Origin of the sequence: Glutamicibacter uratoxydans (assembly GCF_006539925.1) — a bacterium.
Taxonomy (GTDB): Bacteria; Actinomycetota; Actinomycetes; order Actinomycetales; family Micrococcaceae; genus Glutamicibacter; species Glutamicibacter uratoxydans.
In genome coordinates this window covers 190,414-207,444 of record NZ_BJNY01000002.1, presented here as the reverse complement: position 1 = coordinate 207,444, position 17,031 = coordinate 190,414, and the positions used below count along the sequence as shown (strand labels likewise).

Below are 17,031 nucleotides of genomic sequence, written 5' to 3'. Positions count from 1 at the left end.
ATGCTTCTGAAGCTCATCCTTAAACATTCAAAACCCTATACGTCATGGATTATTGTCGTGGTCATCCTGCAGCTGGCCACCACCATGGCCACGCTGTACCTGCCGAGCCTGAACGCAAAAATCATTGACGTCGGCGTAGTGAACGCCGATGTTGGATATATCTGGCGCACCGGCGGCCTGATGCTGCTGGTGGCGCTGGTCCAGGTCATCACTGCCGTCGGCGCCGTCTACTTTGGCGCCAAGACCGCGATGAGCGTTGGCCGCGACGTGCGCCAGTCGGTCTTTGAGAAGGTCTCCACCTTCTCCGCCCAAGACGTCAACAAGTTCGGCGCCGCGACCCTGATCACCCGCGGCACCAACGACGTGCAGCAGATCCAGATGCTCACGCTGATGACCCTGAACTTCATGGTCAACGCGCCGATCATGTCCATCGGCGGCGTGATCATGGCCATCCGCGAAGACCCGGGCCTGTCCTGGCTGGTGTGGGTCTCCGTGCCTGTTGTGCTGATCGTCGTCGGCCTGATCGTCGTGAAGCTGATGCCGCTGTTCCGCGACATGCAGGTGCGCATCGACGGCATCAACGGCGTGCTGCGCGAGCAGATCACCGGCATCCGCGTAGTCCGCGCCTTCGTGCGCGAAGAGCACGAAACCGAACGCTATGCAGATGCTAACGAAAAGCTCACCATCCTGGGCATCAAGGTCGGCAACCTGTTCGTCCTGATGTTCCCCGCGATCACCATGATCCTGCACCTGTCCACCGCGGCGGTGCTGTGGTTCGGTGGACACCGCGTGGACAACGGCGAGGTGGAGGTCGGCGCGCTGACCGCCTTCCTGCAGTACCTGCTGCAGATCCTCATGGCGGTCATGATGGGCACCTTCATGGCAATGATGGTTCCGCGCGCTATGGTCTCCGCGGATCGCATTTCCGAGGTCCTGGACACCGAGCCGAGCATGCTGGATGCCGCCGACCGCGAGATCCAGCTGCCGCAGCCGGGCATCGTGGAGTTCCGCAACGTCACCTTCGGCTACCCGGGCGCTGAGGCGCCGGTGCTTTCCAACATTTCCTTCACCGCCAAGCCGGGGCAGACCACTGCGATCATCGGCTCCACCGGTTCGGGAAAGACCACCTTGCTGAACCTGATTCCGCGGCTCTACGACGCGACCGAGGGTGAGATCCTGATCGGCGGCGCGCCGCTGCGCGAACTGGGACGCGAAACTATTTCGCAGAACATCTCCTCCGTTCCGCAGCGCCCGTACCTGTTCTCCGGAACCATCGCCAGCAACCTGCGCTTCGGCGCACAGGAGGCCAGCGAGGAAGAGCTGTGGGAAGCGCTGAAGGTGGCCCAGGCGGCCGACTTCGTCATTGAGCGCGAGGGTCAGCTTGAATCGAAGGTCTCCCAGGGCGGCACCAATGTCTCCGGCGGTCAGCGCCAGCGCTTGTGCATTGCCCGTGCACTGGCGGCCAAGCCGAAGACCTACCTCTTCGACGACTCTTTCTCAGCACTGGACGTGAACACCGATGCGAAGCTGCGGGCCGCTTTGGCCGAGCCGACCAAGGACGCGGCGGTGATCATCGTGGCGCAGCGCGTCTCCACGATCACCAACGCGGACCAGATCCTAGTCTTGGACCACGGCGAAATCGTCGCCCAGGGTACGCACGAGCAGCTGCTCGAAACCTCGGAAACCTACCAAGAAATTGTGACATCCCAGCTCAGCGCGGAGGAGGTGGCCTAAGTGGCAAAGAAAACTGACAAGACGACAGCTCCGGAGCTTGACGCCGAGCTGGCAGACGTCGACGAGTTCGACACCGCCGCAGGCGCCGACGACTGGAGCGGCGGCGCGCCCGTGCGCAAGGCGCAGCACTTCTGGCCTTCGGCCAAGCGCCTGATCGGGCTGATGTCCCCGTACAAGCTGGGCATGGTTGCGGTCTTTGCGCTGATCACCGTGTACGTGGTGCTCTCCGTGGTGGCCCCGCGGATCCTCGGCAAGGCGATGGACGTCATCTTCGCCGGCTTCGTCGGATCCAAGCTGCAGGTTCCTCCGGGAACCCCTGCCGATGCAGTCATCGAGCAGCTGCGCAGCTCCGGCCAGGGCACCATGGCGGATATGCTCTCCCGGGTGGACTTCGTGCCGGGCGAAGGCATCAACTTCACCCTGCTTTCGCAGTACATCCTGATTGTCCTGTCCATGTACTTCATCGCCTCGCTGTTCTCCTGGGCTTCGGGCTGGCTGCTGAACCGCTTGGTGATGCGCGTGGTCTATAAGCTGCGCCAGGATGTGGAGAACAAGCTCAACCGCCTGCCGCTGAACTACTTCGACACCCGCCAGCGCGGCGACCTCCTCTCGCGCGTGACCAACGACGTGGACAACATCCAGAACGCCCTGCAGCAGGCGCTGAGCCAGCTGGTGCAGTCGATCATGACGGTCATCGGCATCGTAATCATGATGTTCGTGGTGTCCTGGCAGATGGCGCTGATCGCCCTGGTTGCGCTGCCGCTGTCAGCGGCCGCCGCGGGCATCATCGGTTCGCGCGCGCAGAAGCTGTTCACCGCCCAGTGGAAGAACACCGGAGCGCTGAACGGCCAGATCGAGGAATCCTTCTCCGGCCATGAGTTGATGAAGGTCTTCGGCCGCGAAGAGGACATGGTCCAGCGCTTCACCGACCGCAACGAGGAGCTGTACAAGGCAAGCTTCGGCGCCCAGTTCGTTTCGGGCATGATCATGCCCGTCATGAACTTCATCTCCTACCTTGCCTACGTGGGCATCGCGGTAGTCGGCGGCCTGCGCGTTGCCTCCGGCGCGATGAGCTTGGGCGACGCGACCGCGTTCATCCAGTACTCGCGCGAGTTCACCCAGCCGCTGGGCCAGATTGCCGGCGTGGCGAACATGTTGCAGTCCGGCGTCGCCTCGGCCGAGCGCACCTTCGAGCTGCTGGATGCCGAGGAGCAGGAGCCGGAGGAATCCAGCGAGCAGCTTCCTGCGCGCACCGACGGACACGTGACCTTCGAAGATGTGACCTTCTCCTACACCCCGGAGAAGCCGCTGATCGAGAACCTGTCCTTCGAGGCGGATCCGGGCCACACCGTGGCCATCGTGGGTCCCACCGGCGCCGGCAAGACCACGCTGGTGAACCTCGTAATGCGCTTCTACGAGCTGAACTCCGGACGCATCACGCTGGACAACGTGGACATCACCAAGATCACCCGCGCAGACCTGCGCTCCAAGGTGGGCATGGTGCTGCAGGACGCCTGGCTGTTCGGCGGAACCATCATGGAGAACATCCGCTACGGACGCCTGGACGCCACCGATGAGGAAGTCATCGCGGCGGCCAAGGCAACCTTCGTGGACCGCTTTGTGCGCGCTCTTCCCGACGGCTATGACACTGTCATCGACGAAGAGGGCACGAACGTCTCTGCCGGTGAAAAGCAGCTGATCACCATCGCCCGCGCGTTCGTGGCGAACCCGTCGCTGCTGATCCTGGACGAGGCGACCTCTTCGGTGGATACCCGCACCGAGTTGCTGGTGCAGCAGGCCATGGCCGCGCTGCGCAGCGATCGCACCAGCTTCGTGATCGCCCACCGCCTCTCGACCATCCGCGATGCCGACACCATCCTGGTGATGGAGGCGGGCAAGATCGTCGAGCAGGGCAACCACGAAGAGCTGCTGAAGGTACAGGGCGCCTACTACCGCCTGTACCAGTCGCAGTTCTCCGGCCCTGCCGAAGACGTTGATGCGAATCCTTCCACGGCGGCCATCCCGGCTGCCACCGGCGGAATTCCGCTGACTGCGGCTCCGACTCCGGATGCCCAGGAGGAGAGCGAGTAGCCTCCCATTCAAAAGCCCCCGGTACCTGACGAATCTGTCGGGTACGGGGGGCTTTGCGCAGCTATCGAACGGTATCTCGCCGGATCGTTTTGGCGTATTCATCCAGTGCTGCCAGGACCTGGTCGTGTTGCCAGATCCTGTTGCGGCTTTGCCCTGTCTTTTCTTTCAAGACTCCTCGCTCGGCAAGGACAGCGAGGGACCGTTGGGCACTGGCGTCGTTGATACCCAAGGTCTTCTTGAGATAGTTGGCGTTGACAATCGGCTGTGCGATGAGCAGTGGAAGAATTTTGAAGACCGAAGAGTTGGAGCGAATCCCGGACAGTTTCATTCGAGATTGCTGCATAATCTGGGCCAGGGTGGAAACTAATTGCTCGCCTGTTGCTGCAGCGTAGATGCTCGCGTTAATGAATATTTTGATGATTGGGTAGGCGTTGCCATTGCGGAACTCGGTGAGCGCTTCGAAATAGGCTTGCGTGTTTCGCAGAATGCCGGCAGAAACCGGAGCCGTGGTGTTGACTGTAATTTTCCGTTTGCGAAGCATCGCATGTGCGAGGGCTCGCCCAGTACGCCCGTTGCCATCGACGAATGGGTGGATCGTCTCGAACTGGGCATGAGCAACTGCTACCTGTACTAGTGCAGGGACATCATCTCGATTCATGAAATCCATCAAGTCGTCGAGGGCTTCGGGGATCAACTCGTGCTGGGGCGCGACATACGACGCCCCGCGGGGGCCCGCATTGTCTTTCCCTCCAATCCAGACAAGTTCTCGGCGGAGCTTCTCGGCTTCTTCGGCCATGTCTAGCTGGTGTGACAAGAGTTCAGAATGCATTGCCAAGATCGTCTCGACTGAAAGATTTTCGGAGAGCTTCAAGGCTGCTTCCATGGCCCGTACGTTGCCGATTACGGTTTGAGCGTTGGATTTCTGGCTCTCGTTGATCTCCCATAGCGCCAGTTGCTTTGCAGAGGTTGATAGCTGTTCAATCTGGCTGCTAGAAGCGCTTTCTGTGCGAAGCAGAATACTCGACATGGGCCCCAGTTCGGGGCTGGAAGTTCCAAGGGAAGCAGACGCAAAAGTATCAAAGCTGCGTAGGGAATTGGTGGCTTCTTCAAGCTCTGCGGCCAGCTGAGCATCAATCTCGGCAGACCACATGGCCAGCTTCGCCGTAACAGCTGACTCGTAGTTGCCGGTCTGTCTACGCACTTCGGCATTGGAGAATATTTGCGGATGTTGGGGCGACCAGAATTGTGTCACCGTACCTAGTTTAGGAACGGGAACGAACAGCCTATTGTGAGTTCCAGTCATCGAATGCTCCTAAGCGATAGTTACTTGTCACCTTACTATCACTTAAGCGCTAAGTGATAGTAAGGGAAATTCTTACTATCACTTAGCAGATCGACTGAAGGTCATCGATGACGCTCGCGGATTCAGACAATGATGCAATAGACCCATGATTCTTAGACAGTTGGAGTACCTGGTTGCGCTGGCCAATGAACGGCATTTTGCCCGGGCCGCCGATGAATGCATGGTCTCTCAGCCTGCGTTGTCTGAAGGAATCCGCAAGCTTGAAAAAGAGCTTGGCACTCCGCTGGTCCGCCGAGGCCACGCGTTTCAGGGCCTGACGGTGGAAGGCGAAGCGGTGCTGAAATGGGCGCGCAAACTCCTGAAGGATCAGGAATCACTCAAGCAGGAAATTGCGGCGTTGCAAGGCGGGCTGACCGGGACGCTGCGGGTGGGAACAGTCCCTGCCGCGTCCTCGACGATCGCAACGCTCACCGACAAGTTCGCACGAACCCATCCAGAGGTGAACGTCAACGTGCAGGCGAGCCTGAGATCGGTGGATATTATTCGCCAGATCCGAAACTATGAACTTGATGCCGGCCTGATCTACGCCGAACCGCAAGATCTTGCTGGGTTGGTGGTGTATCGGCTGTATGCCGAGCAGCATGTGCTGCTCACAGCGCCGGGAATGCTACAAGAAGATGTGCCGGCATCGTGGGACACCGCACTTGCCCTTCCGCTGTGCCTGTTGGACTCTTCCCTGCGTGGACGCAAGGTCCTTGACCAGAAGCTGCAGGAAGCGGGGTTGAGAGTCAGTCCGCGCATTGAATGTGATTCCATCGTGACGCTGCTGGCTCACGTGTCCACCGGGAACTGGGCGAGCATCGTTCCACGCCAGTGGCTGCCTCCTCTGGGAGAGCTCCCGGGAATCGTCTTGACGCAGCTGGACGATCCGGAAGTGACTTCGCAAATCTCGCTTGTCATGGAAGATAGCAAACCGTTAACACTCATGTCACAGGCATTAACAAAAATTATTCTTGAGACGTTTCCACGATCCGAAATTTCGCTCAGTAGGCATGATAAGCATTAGTTGTTGAGCTATCAAAAGTAATTGTTGGACGTAATCAAACGTTTTCGTCAACCCTAGTAGCAGGCCTTCACTCGTCAATGAGCGGGTGGGCCAAGGCAAGTGGGGGAGGAAACGTGGAAACAGGAAACGCGGCGCAGGCGGCATCGGTCCGAACATCGTTCAAGACGAGGTTCCGTGCCTTTGCCAGCTGGCAGCACTTTCTTGCTTCACACAGCCCCGAAGTCCGGCCAGCGCTGAGAGTGGGCCTGGGCCTGAGCGTGCCCGGCATCATGCTGTTGCTGATCGGGCGGCCGGAACTACTGGCCTACGCAGTCTTCGGCTCGGTGGTGGGGATGTACGGCCGCAATCCGCACCGGCTACTGCGGCTCAAGAACCAGGCGCTGGGCGCGGCCATGATGCTCTGCGCCGGGGTCTGCGGAATCATGCTTGCCCCCTTCGGGCTGCACGGTTGGCCGCTGCTGGCTGGCGGCATGTTCTGGGCAGCTTTCAGCTCCGTGATTGCCGACCGCTATGGGCTCAAGCCGGGTGGCGCGTTCTTCCCCCTCTTTGCCTTCGGCGCATTGGGCACCCTGCCGGTGGGGGAGCGCCCTGCCGTCGACGGTCTGGTGGCCTTCGTCGCCACGGCGCTGTTCAGCATCCTGCTCGGCCAGCTTGCCCGCTTCGGTCCCGCGAAAGAACACGGTGTTGAGACCATTGCCTTTCCCTGGCCCAATGTTCTGCGCCGGGCGGGGACCTACCTGGTGGTCGTCTTCCTGGCCGGGGCCATCGGCATCGGGCTGCAGGTAGAGCATTTGCAATGGACCATGGCAGGTGCGGCAGTCCCGCTGGCCGCCGGCAACGCGCGCGGACGCCTGCGCCGTGGCACCCATCGGATTGCCGGGACGCTGGCGGGCATTGGGGTGCTGCTGGGGATCTACTACCTGGGTCCCAGCGAAGTGTTCCTCGGCTGCCTCATCATCTTGCTGATGTTCCCGACCGAGGCCTATATGGTGCGCAACTACGGCCTGGCGTTGAGCTTCTTCACGCCATTGGTCATCTTGATGCTGCAGCTGGCAAACCCTTCTGTGGGCGCGCAGATGATGTGGGACTGCGCCATGGGGAACCTCCTTGGTGTCGTGGTGGGAATCGCCGCCGCCGCGGTCTTCGACCGACGTCCGCGGACGCAGTACGCCAGCGGCACAGTTGGCTGATCTGGGTGTCTGCCCCATTGGCAGACATGAAACTGTGCGGTGTTGTCGCCCGGTGATGAGCTCACATAGCATGTTGTGCGCAGATAGCTTCTGACTACTGCTTTTCCCTAAAAGAACAAGAGGCTCACAAAGTATGGACCACCGAATTCGCGGCGTACGACGGGTCATGACGGTGCTGGCGGCTGTGGCGCTGATTGCTCCGCTGCAGCCTGTCGCCGCGGCTCCAATCCCGGCGCAAGGTGCAGCAGTTGTAGCCGCGCCGGCGGTCGTATCTTCCACGGCGGTCAAACTCTGGGTCAAGCCAACCACTCGGCTGAACATCAGAACCGGTCCGGGGACCAAATACGCCAGCATTGCGAAGATCGACAAAGGACAGCCGGCCTACGCCACAGCCAAATCGTCCAATGACTGGTACAAGATCACCACCAAAGGAAAGACTGGCTGGGTCTCCGGCAGCTACGTCAGGACCTGTTCCAAAGGCTGCGAAATCGACGCCGGACCGTACACAACGAACAGGGCAGGGCTTACCGATCGATACTACTCCCGATTGGCCGGAACAGATCTGTACGCGTCGGTGAACGGCGCCAAGCGCATCGGCGACATCCCTGCAAACTCCATTGTTTACCGCGATCTTGCCTGGGAGAGGAAGGCGGGTCAGGTTTCGGGCTGGTTCTACGTGCGAACCCAAGGCGCAGATGGATGGATGAAGTCATCAGCACTGAAGCGAACCAGCAGCGCCAAGACCTCGAACACGACAAAAGTCACCGCAGCTGCGGTCCGCCGCCAGAGCAATGGGAACATTCCAGCATCAATGCTGGCCGCCGCCGGGTGGGACAAGGAGAAGACCTTGCTTGCAGCGCCAGCCGTAGCTGACCTGACAAAGCTGAATACTGCATTCAAGAACAAGTTCGGCAAGAATCTGGACATCGATCTTGCCTACCGCACGCTGGATACCCAGAAATTCTTCTATTCCGAGCTCGGCCCCTACATCGCGGCGAAGCCGGGAACTTCAAACCACGGATGGGGTTTGGCCATCGACTTCCCTGAGAGCTACAACTACTCCTTTTCCGGCAAATACTACAAATGGCTGAAAGCTAACTCCAGCAAATACAACTGGGTGCATCGGAAGAATCTCGAACAGTACCGTTCAGATGGAAGCAAGAATCCGTACGCTGAAGCATGGCATTTTGAATATGTCGGCAGGTGATAGATACGTCTGACCGGAAAAAGCTGCTCCCCATTGTTAGGAACTGCCAATTTTTGTCACGAGTTTCACTCGATTTTCATCTGTGGGTAGACATATGGGATCAAGACTAGAGAATAGTATGTACGTGCACTCGCTTTAATCCCTTGAGGAAAGGAAACGCAGCATGTCAGACAATGCCGCACCAACACTCGGTGCCAAACTCTCAGCAGAATTCCTAGGAACCTTCGTGCTGGTCTTCGGAGGCTGTGGCGCAGCGATCTTCTCCGCCAAGGTTGTCGCAGATGGAACCATCAATATGGGCATCGGCTTCCTAGGTGTAGCCCTGGCCTTCGGCCTGACGGTGCTGGTCATGGTTTACGCGGTCGGCCACATCTCGGGCGGCCACTTCAACCCTGCAGTCACCGTCGGCACCGCAGTTGCAGGCCGCACCGCCTGGAAGGATGTTCCTGCCTACATCATCACCCAGATCATCGCAGCCTCGGCCGCAGGTGCCGTGCTGTTCCTGATTGCCAGCGGCAAGGACGGATTCAACGCTGTTGAATCGGGCTTCGCCACCAACGGCTACGGCGACCGCTCGCCAGATGGCTACTCCATGCTTTCTGTACTGGTTGCCGAAATCGTGCTGACTGCGATCTTCCTCTACGTCATCATCGGTTCCACGGACCGCCGCGCCCCGAAGGGCTTTGCCGGCGTTGCCATCGGACTGTCGCTGACCTTGATCCACTTGGTGGCCATCCCGGTTTCCAACACCTCGGTCAACCCTGCCCGTTCTCTGGGTGTCGCTTGGTTCGCCGGCGGCGAGGCACTGGGCCAGGTCTGGCTGTTCATCGTCGCTCCGATCATCGGTGCAGCGATTGCAGGTGCGACCTACAAGTTCATGTTCCCTGATCTGCAGATCAAGGGACGCGAAGGCTACGACAGGAACTAGTCGAAGCCAATCTTTAGTACGTAAAATCGGATTAGGTTAATTATTCGATTATCGAATCCCGGTACTCGCTTCAAGTTCTTTTCGAAGCGCATGCCGGGATTTTGAGTTTAAGTGACGTCGCCTTCGTGGCTGTTATCGAGATTCTATTGCTATGAATGTGGATTTGACCAGTAACTTTGATGATTGAAGTAGATTCTTCGCAAGGCAAAAGGGTACGTGACGCCAGCCCTGCTGGAAGATTCTTGCCTGTTCGACTATTCAGCAAATCTTCACTTAAGCTCAAGTTAAGCTCAAGTAAAGGTATTGTGCGGCATGTTTTGTCCGTGCTAGATTCTAAATAACTCGCGCATCATCAATTGTTATCACTTGTTTGAGGAAAACTTATGTTTGTGTGTTTTGCCCTTTTGCCGGAGGTTGCGCAGAAGGATTTTGCTCCTGCCCAGTAGTGAGGCATGAGCACTTCTGTCTGCTTCAAATGTCAGATTGCAACACTTGGCTGCGATTGCTCGTGACCAAAGGGCGTTCTTTTGCGGCGGCTCTTTCTGGAGCGTTGCGCGATCCGAGTCTTGGAGTAATTCGTTTTTAGTTGCTCGGCGCTGTCTGGTTGTCTTTAACGAACCGTAGAGTCGGTTCTTGTTTTCTGAGTCGCTAAGGCTCATTCCCTGGGTGTCGTGTGCCCATTTTCCCCTCTGCAGCAGTTGCGACGTCGATTGAATAACTTGTATAGTCGTTCGTCTTTCTATATATGCGCAAGTCAGAGTTAAAACAACTAGCTCGTTAAATTTAAGAAACTTTGAGAAATCTCTTGATTTCTCCCCTTGTAACAAGCTTGGATAAACCTTGGGGAAACCTTGGGGTGCCAATCACAAGCACAAAAAACAAGGAGGGTGTCTGAATGCGACGCACCGAGCGCAGTAAGACCGCACCTGCAGTACACGCCGGATGGTGGAGACGACCACTGGCACTAGGCATGGTCTCATCCGTGGCTGTATCCACATTTGGGCTTCCAGCTTTTGCTGATGTTGACACCAAGCCAGATGAGAAGACCGAATCAGCTTCCAGCATTATCGACCTAAGTCTGCTGGGCAAGGAATTGGCCGGTGGCGGGCAAAGCCGTGCTTTGTTCCCGAGCGGTCCAGCTGAGGATGACGGCGCACTTGACGCCTCTCTGATTGGCAGCCAGCTTATCGATCTTGGTGGTGTTGAACTGCCGGTAGACCAGGTAATTGACTATGGCGAACTTGGCGCGATGCTTTCGCGCTCATCAGCAACTGATGCCAAGAACGGCGAGGCCATCACCGGTATTGCCGGCGCAGACGGGTCGATTGGCCTCGACGGCAAAGAAGGCGGCTTCGGTACGGCAAAGCTAGATCTGCTTTCGCTGTTCAAAGCTTCCGGCGCTGACGGAATCACCGACGCGATTTTGTCGAAGGCCGAGCTGACCGCTGGTGTTGGCGGAGCCCACGTGAAGGCTGTCGATGGCAAGTTCCAGGACCCGGACAATGTCGGAGGCCCAGGCCAGTACCGAGTTGCCGAGGCAAACCTCGAACTGCAGTCCCCTCTGGTCGATGACCTTGCAGAATCTATTTACGATTCTGTCGGACAGATCGACGGAATCGTTGAAGACAGTGTCGGCAAGCTTGGCGACTTCACCACGCTGGTTACTGGCATTACCAAGGCGCTTCCAGCTGGCGCTGAGGTTAGTTTTGACGTCAAGTCAAACATGCAAGAGAAGATTTTTGCCGCAATCGTTGATAAGCCGATTACCACGAAGAATGAAATTCTCACCGTCGACTTCTCCAAGGGAACTATCTACGTCGACCTGGACAAGGCCTACTCAGGCGAACGTCCGGAGGGCGTTGATCTTCCCGACGGTATTAACAACCAGGCTCCGAATACTGAGCTGATCGACGACCAGCTTTACCCGATCATTGGTGAGTCAGTTCATGACTTGATCAATGAAGTTGTATCCATCGCAGTAGGTTCCATCGAGGGCGCACTCGACAGCGTCACGCTGGATCTCAACGTCAAGACGACGGGAATCGCTCCAGCAACCGCTTCGTGGAGCGTCAACCTCATGGGCGACGTCAAGCCTGTAGAGTGCGACGGCTCGGCACTCGTTTGCGAACCGCTCAAGGCAACTATCAATACCATCGTTGCACCGCTGGTCAAGACTGCGATCGTGCCGATCCGCGACTACATCCTGTCCGACGACGGACAAAACCTCTACGAATTGGCCATCACCGATATCAAGACCGGCGCCATGACCATGCCGATTCGCGCGGTGCTGGATCCATTCTTCAAGGTCCTGAACCAGGTTGTTTCGCTTCAACTGAACCGGCAGGTCACCACGACTTGTGAAGGCCCTGATGGAGAAATGACCGAGAGCCTCGAAGTTTCAGCTTTGAGCCTCGGCCTGATTCAGGCAGCTGATGCAGGTCGTTTGAATCTGGGCACTGCAGGTGTCCGCATCGGCGCATGTGACGATGCTGCGGTGATCAACCCTGCCATCACCGTCGACCCGGGGTCTGTTGAGCCGGGCCAGCCAACTAATGTCACTGGCGAAGGCTTCACTCCTGAAGGAGACGTGACCCTGCAGCTGACTGATCCTGACGGAAAGCCTGTCGGTGATCCGATTACCGTCAAGGCTGATCCTGAGGGCAAGATTCCTTCCACCGCTGTGCCAGTTCCGGATGACGCTGCACCTGGCGACTACAAGATTGTCGCTACCGACGTCACCACTGATACTCCGGCTGAAGGCAAGGTCACTGTGACCGAGCCGGGCACCCCGCAGCCGGGCAATGGCAGCATCGGCGACACCGTTTTCGATGACGCCAACAAGGACGGCCTGCAGTCTGACGGAGAAGCAGGCGTTCCAGGCGTCACCGTGAACCTGCTGGATGCTGATGGCAACCCGGTCAACGGCGAAGATGGAACCCCGCGTACTGCGACGACCGATGATTCGGGCAAGTACACCTTCGACAAGCTGCCTAATGGCGACTACACCATCGGCTTCGTTGCACCGGAAGGCAAGACCTTCTCTCCAGCGCAGCAAGGTGACGATCGCGCAGTCGACTCGGATCCAAACGCCGAGGGCGTAACTCCAGTTGTGACCGTCAGCGACGACACTCCGACCACCGACCAGGTGGATGCTGGCCTCGTTGACGACGATGGAACCACTCCGCAGCCGGGCAACGGCAGCATTGGCGACACCGTTTTCGATGACGCCAACAAGGACGGCCTGCAGTCTGACGGCGAAGCAGGCGTTCCTGGCGTCACCGTGAACCTGCTGGATGCCGACGGCAACCCGGTCAATGGCGAAGATGGAACCCCGCGTACTGCGACGACCGATGATTCGGGCAAGTACACCTTCGACAAGCTGCCTAATGGCGACTACACCGTCGGCTTTGTCGCACCGGAAGGCAAGACCTTCACCGCTGCTGACCAGGGTGATGACGATTCCAAGGATTCGGACGCCAACTCCGAGGGTGTTACCCCGGTGGTGACTCTGACCGATGATGCTCCAACCACCGACCAGGTGGATGCGGGCCTCGTTGACGACGATGGAACCACCCCGCAGCCGGGCAACGGCAGCATTGGCGACACCGTTTTCGATGACGCCAACAAGGACGGCCTGCAGTCAGATGGCGAAGCAGGCGTTCCCGGTGTCACCGTGAACCTGCTGGATGCCGATGGCAACCCGGTCAACGGTGAAGATGGAACCCCGCGTACTGCGACGACCGATGATTCGGGCAAGTACACCTTCGACAAGCTGCCCAACGGTGAGTACGTCGTTGAGTTCAAGGCTCCAGAAGGCAAGACTTTCACCGCTGCTGACCAGGGTGATGACGACGCCAAGGATTCGGACGCCAATGTTGAGAACGGCCGCACCCCTGCGGTTGTGCTGACTACCGAGGCGCCGAACAACAACACCGTTGATGCAGGCCTTGTCGCAGCAGACCAGGCACAGCAGCCTTCGATCACCGCGGATCCGACCGACGTGAAGCCGGGCGAAGAAACCACCGTCAAGGGCAAGGACTTCGAGCCGAACGAGACCATCACCGTGGTCATCAAGGACAAGGACGGAAACCCGGTCGGCGATCCCATCGAGGTCACCACCGATGAGAACGGAGAGTTCACCCAGCAGGTCCCAGTCCCTGAGGACACCGCGCCCGGCGAGTACGACGTGGTCGCCACCGACAAGGACGGAGACGAGACCACCACCGGAATCAACGTCACCGACTCCAATAACCCTCCTGCCGGCAACGGCGAACTGGGCGACCGGGTCTGGCGCGATGCAGATGCCAACGGCATCCAGGATTCCGGCGAAGCCGGCATTCAGGGCGTCAAGGTCAACCTGCTCGACGCCTCGGGCGCTCCGGTCAACGGCGCCGACGGCAATCCTGTCACCGCCACCACCGACGAGAACGGCAACTACACCTTCGCCGGCCTCGAGCTGGGCGAGTACACCGTCGAATTCGTGGCACCGGAAGGCGCCAAGTTCTCGCCGGCCAACGCAGGCGAGGACCGCACCAATGATTCCAACGCCGGCGAGGACGGCCGCACCGACGTCGTCGCGCTGACCTCGGTAGTGCCTGTCAACACCTCCATCGACGCCGGCATCGTGGATGCCCCGGCGCCGTCCGAGGCAACGGTGACGGCAGACCCAAGCGATGTGAAGCCAGGCCAGGAAACCCAGGTGACCGGCGACGGCTACGCACCGAACTCGGAAGTCACCGTGCAACTGGTGGACAAGGACGGCAATCCGGTCGGCGATCCGATCACCGTCACCACCGACGAGAACGGCCACTTCACCACCCCGCTGCCAGTCGGCGAGGATGTTGAACCGGGCGACTACGGCATTGAAGCCAAGGACGACCAGGGCAACAGCGACTCCACCGCCCTGGTGGTCTCGCCGAAGGACGACGGCAACCCCAACCCGAACCCGGGCGGCGAGGGTGAACTGGGCGACCGCGTTTGGCGCGATGCAAACAGCGACGGCATCCAGGACTCCAGCGAATCCGGCCTGGCCGGCGCGGTGGTCAACCTGCTGGACGCCGAGGGCAACGCAGTCACCGACGCCTCGGGAACCCCGGTGACCACCACCACCGATGACAACGGCAACTACGCCTTCACCGGCTTGGCCCTGGGCGAGTACATCGTTGAATTCGCGGCTCCTCAAGGTGCGGGCTTCTCCCCAGCCGAGGCTGGCGAAGACCGCGCCCTGGATTCCAACGCCGGGGAGAACGGGCGCAGCACCGTGGTCACGCTGACCTCTGCGGCTCCGGTCGACCGCACCATCGACGCGGGCATCGTGGATGCCCCGGCCGTCGACGAGGCGACGGTCTCGGTCAACCCGGGCGAAGTCGCCCCGGGCGAGAAGACCACCGTCAACGGCGAGGGCTACGCCCCGAACTCGGAAGTCACCGTACAGCTGGTGGACAAGGACGGCAAGCCTGTAGGCGACCCGGTCAAGACCACCACGGACGACGAGGGGCGCTTCAGCACCGAGCTGGAAGTTCCGCAGGACGCGGCTCCGGGCGAGTACACCGTTGAAGCCAAGGATGCCGAAGGCAACTCGGACGACGTCGAGCTGACCGTCACCGAGCCGGATGGCAACAACGGCGGAAACAACGGCCAGCTGGGCGACCGCGTCTGGCGTGACGCCAACGGCAACGGCCTGCAGGACGAGGGCGAATCGGGCCTGCCCGATGTCACCGTCAATCTGCTGGATGCCGACGGCAACCCGGTCAACGACGCCGAAGGCAACAAGGTCAGCACGAAGACCGACGACAACGGCAGCTACAGCTTCGCCGGACTGCAGATCAAGCAGTACATCGTTGAATTCGTTGCTCCTGAAGGCGCATCCTTCGCCCCTGCCAAGCAGGGCGATGACCGCGGCATTGACTCGGATGCCGGCGAAAACGGCCGCACCGAGGCAGTCACCCTGACCAGCCAGGCACCGGTGAACAACGGTGTGGACGCCGGCGTGGTGGATGCTCCGGCAGTTGAGGAAGCCACCGTCACCGTCAACCCCGACAAGGTGGCGCCAGGCGAGGAAACCAACGTCATTGGCGATGGCTACGCCCCGAACAGCGAAGTCACCATCACCCTGAAGGACAAGGACGGCAACCCTGTGGGCGACCCGATCAAGGTCACCACGGATGAAAACGGCCACTTCAGCACCGACGTCACGGTTCCTGAGGGCACCGTGGAGGGCGAGTACACAGTCACCGCCGAGGACGCCGAGGGCAACACCGATTCCACCACCCTGCAGGTTACAGCGCCTGACGGTAACGGAAACGGGAACGACGGCGCATCGCTGGGCGACTTCGTCTGGAACGACGCCAACTCCGACGGCCTGCAGACCGAGGGCGAAGCCGGGGTCAAGGACGTGGCAGTGAACCTGCTGGATGCCGATGGCAACCCTGTAGTGGACGAGGACGGCAACCCGGTCTCCACCACCACCGGCGAGGACGGCAAGTACGGCTTCGAGAACCTGAACTACGGCGAGTACGTGGTCGAGTTCAAGGCTCCGAAGAACGCCGCCTTCACCAAGCAGGCACAGGGCAATGACCGCAGCATCGACTCGGATGCAGGCGAGAACGGCCGCACCGCGGCGGTGCAGCTGTCGGCCAACGCCGCATCGAACACCTCGGTGGATGCGGGCCTGGTCATCGATGAGCAGCAGGCGAGCCCTGAGTTCACCGTGAACCCAGACGAGGCTGCTCCGGGCGAACGCGTGAAGATCGTGGGCGAGGGCTATGCTCCAAACACCACGATCACCATCGAGCTGCGCGACAAGGATGGCAAGGTCGTAGACTCCATCGAGGTCACCACCGACGACGATGGCAAGTTCACCACCGATTACACCATCCCTGAGGATGCCAAGGAAGGCGACTACACCGTCGCCACCGTGGATCCACAGGGCGTCGAGCAGACCCGTTCGCTGCGGATCACCGAGAAGACCGCTGACATGTGCGAGGCCGAGCAGTCGATCGCCGTATCGCCTGAAAAGGTGAAGGCCGGCGACACTGTGACGGTCAAGGGCCAGGGCTTCACCCCGGGCCAGACCGTGTCGGTCAGCGTGACCGGAGAGGACGGCAAGCAGATCGAGGTTGCCATCAGCAAGGGCGCCGCTGCCCAGCTGATCACCATCGATGAAAGCTGCGGTTTCGAGTTCAAGATCCAGCTGCCAAAGGACATCAAGGAAGGCTTCTACACCGTCGACGTCAATGACGAAGACGGCAAGAAGATCGACTCCGGCAAGTTCGAGGTAGTCGGCTCCGACGACAACAACGGCAACGGCGACAACAACGGTACCGACAACAACGGTACCGATGATGGAAACCAGGATAACGACGGCAAGCAGAACAATGACGATTTGGCCAGCACCGGCGCAAATGTCATCGGCTTCTCGCTGCTCGGCCTGCTGGCAGCCGCCGGCGGCGTAGTCCTGAGCGTGGCGGCCCGCCGCCGCTCGCAGCGCGGCTAGCGCCCTGCGCTGATTAG

Annotated in this window: 8 protein-coding genes; 7 read left to right on the top strand and 1 reads right to left on the bottom strand. The window is 59.7% G+C overall.

The window, feature by feature from the left end:
- Both AUR04nite_RS02740 and AUR04nite_RS02735 read left to right on the top strand, forming a co-directional pair.
- Positions 1 to 1,734, top strand: coding sequence for an ABC transporter ATP-binding protein (locus tag AUR04nite_RS02740; RefSeq protein WP_141361685.1), 1,734 nt, complete (start codon positions 1 to 3; stop codon positions 1,732 to 1,734).
- Positions 1,735 to 3,825, top strand: coding sequence for an ABC transporter ATP-binding protein (locus tag AUR04nite_RS02735; protein ID WP_141361683.1), 2,091 nt, complete (start codon positions 1,735 to 1,737; stop codon positions 3,823 to 3,825).
- Positions 3,826 to 3,886: 61 nt separating this feature from the next.
- On the opposite strand, the gene AUR04nite_RS02730 is transcribed toward AUR04nite_RS02735, so the two are convergent.
- Positions 3,887 to 5,128, bottom strand: coding sequence for a Fic family protein (locus AUR04nite_RS02730; protein ID WP_141361681.1), 1,242 nt, complete (start codon positions 5,126 to 5,128; stop codon positions 3,887 to 3,889).
- Positions 5,129 to 5,273: 145 nt separating this feature from the next.
- Between AUR04nite_RS02730 and AUR04nite_RS02725 the strand changes: the two genes are divergently transcribed.
- The 5 genes from AUR04nite_RS02725 (at position 5,274) to AUR04nite_RS02705 (ending at position 17,014) form a co-directional block, all read left to right on the top strand.
- Positions 5,274 to 6,194 carry a LysR family transcriptional regulator gene (locus AUR04nite_RS02725; protein ID WP_141361679.1) on the top strand — a complete coding sequence of 307 codons (921 nt, stop codon included), beginning with the start codon at positions 5,274 to 5,276 and terminating at the stop codon, positions 6,192 to 6,194.
- A 113-nt stretch (positions 6,195 to 6,307) separates the two neighbouring features.
- A complete protein-coding gene (locus AUR04nite_RS02720) occupies positions 6,308 to 7,384 on the top strand; it encodes an FUSC family protein (RefSeq protein ID WP_170184058.1) in 1,077 nt (358 codons plus the stop codon).
- A gap of 133 nt (positions 7,385 to 7,517) precedes the next feature.
- Entirely contained in the window at positions 7,518 to 8,591 is a 1,074-nt protein-coding gene (locus AUR04nite_RS02715) for an SH3 domain-containing protein (RefSeq protein WP_141361675.1), read from the top strand.
- A 163-nt stretch (positions 8,592 to 8,754) separates the two neighbouring features.
- Positions 8,755 to 9,519, top strand: coding sequence for an aquaporin Z (gene aqpZ, locus AUR04nite_RS02710; RefSeq protein WP_141361673.1), 765 nt, complete (start codon positions 8,755 to 8,757; stop codon positions 9,517 to 9,519).
- A gap of 982 nt (positions 9,520 to 10,501) precedes the next feature.
- Positions 10,502 to 17,014 (top strand): SdrD B-like domain-containing protein, encoded by a 6,513-nt coding sequence (locus AUR04nite_RS02705; RefSeq protein ID WP_170184057.1) that lies wholly within the window; start codon positions 10,502 to 10,504, stop codon positions 17,012 to 17,014.
- Positions 17,015 to 17,031 lie beyond the last annotated feature (17 nt).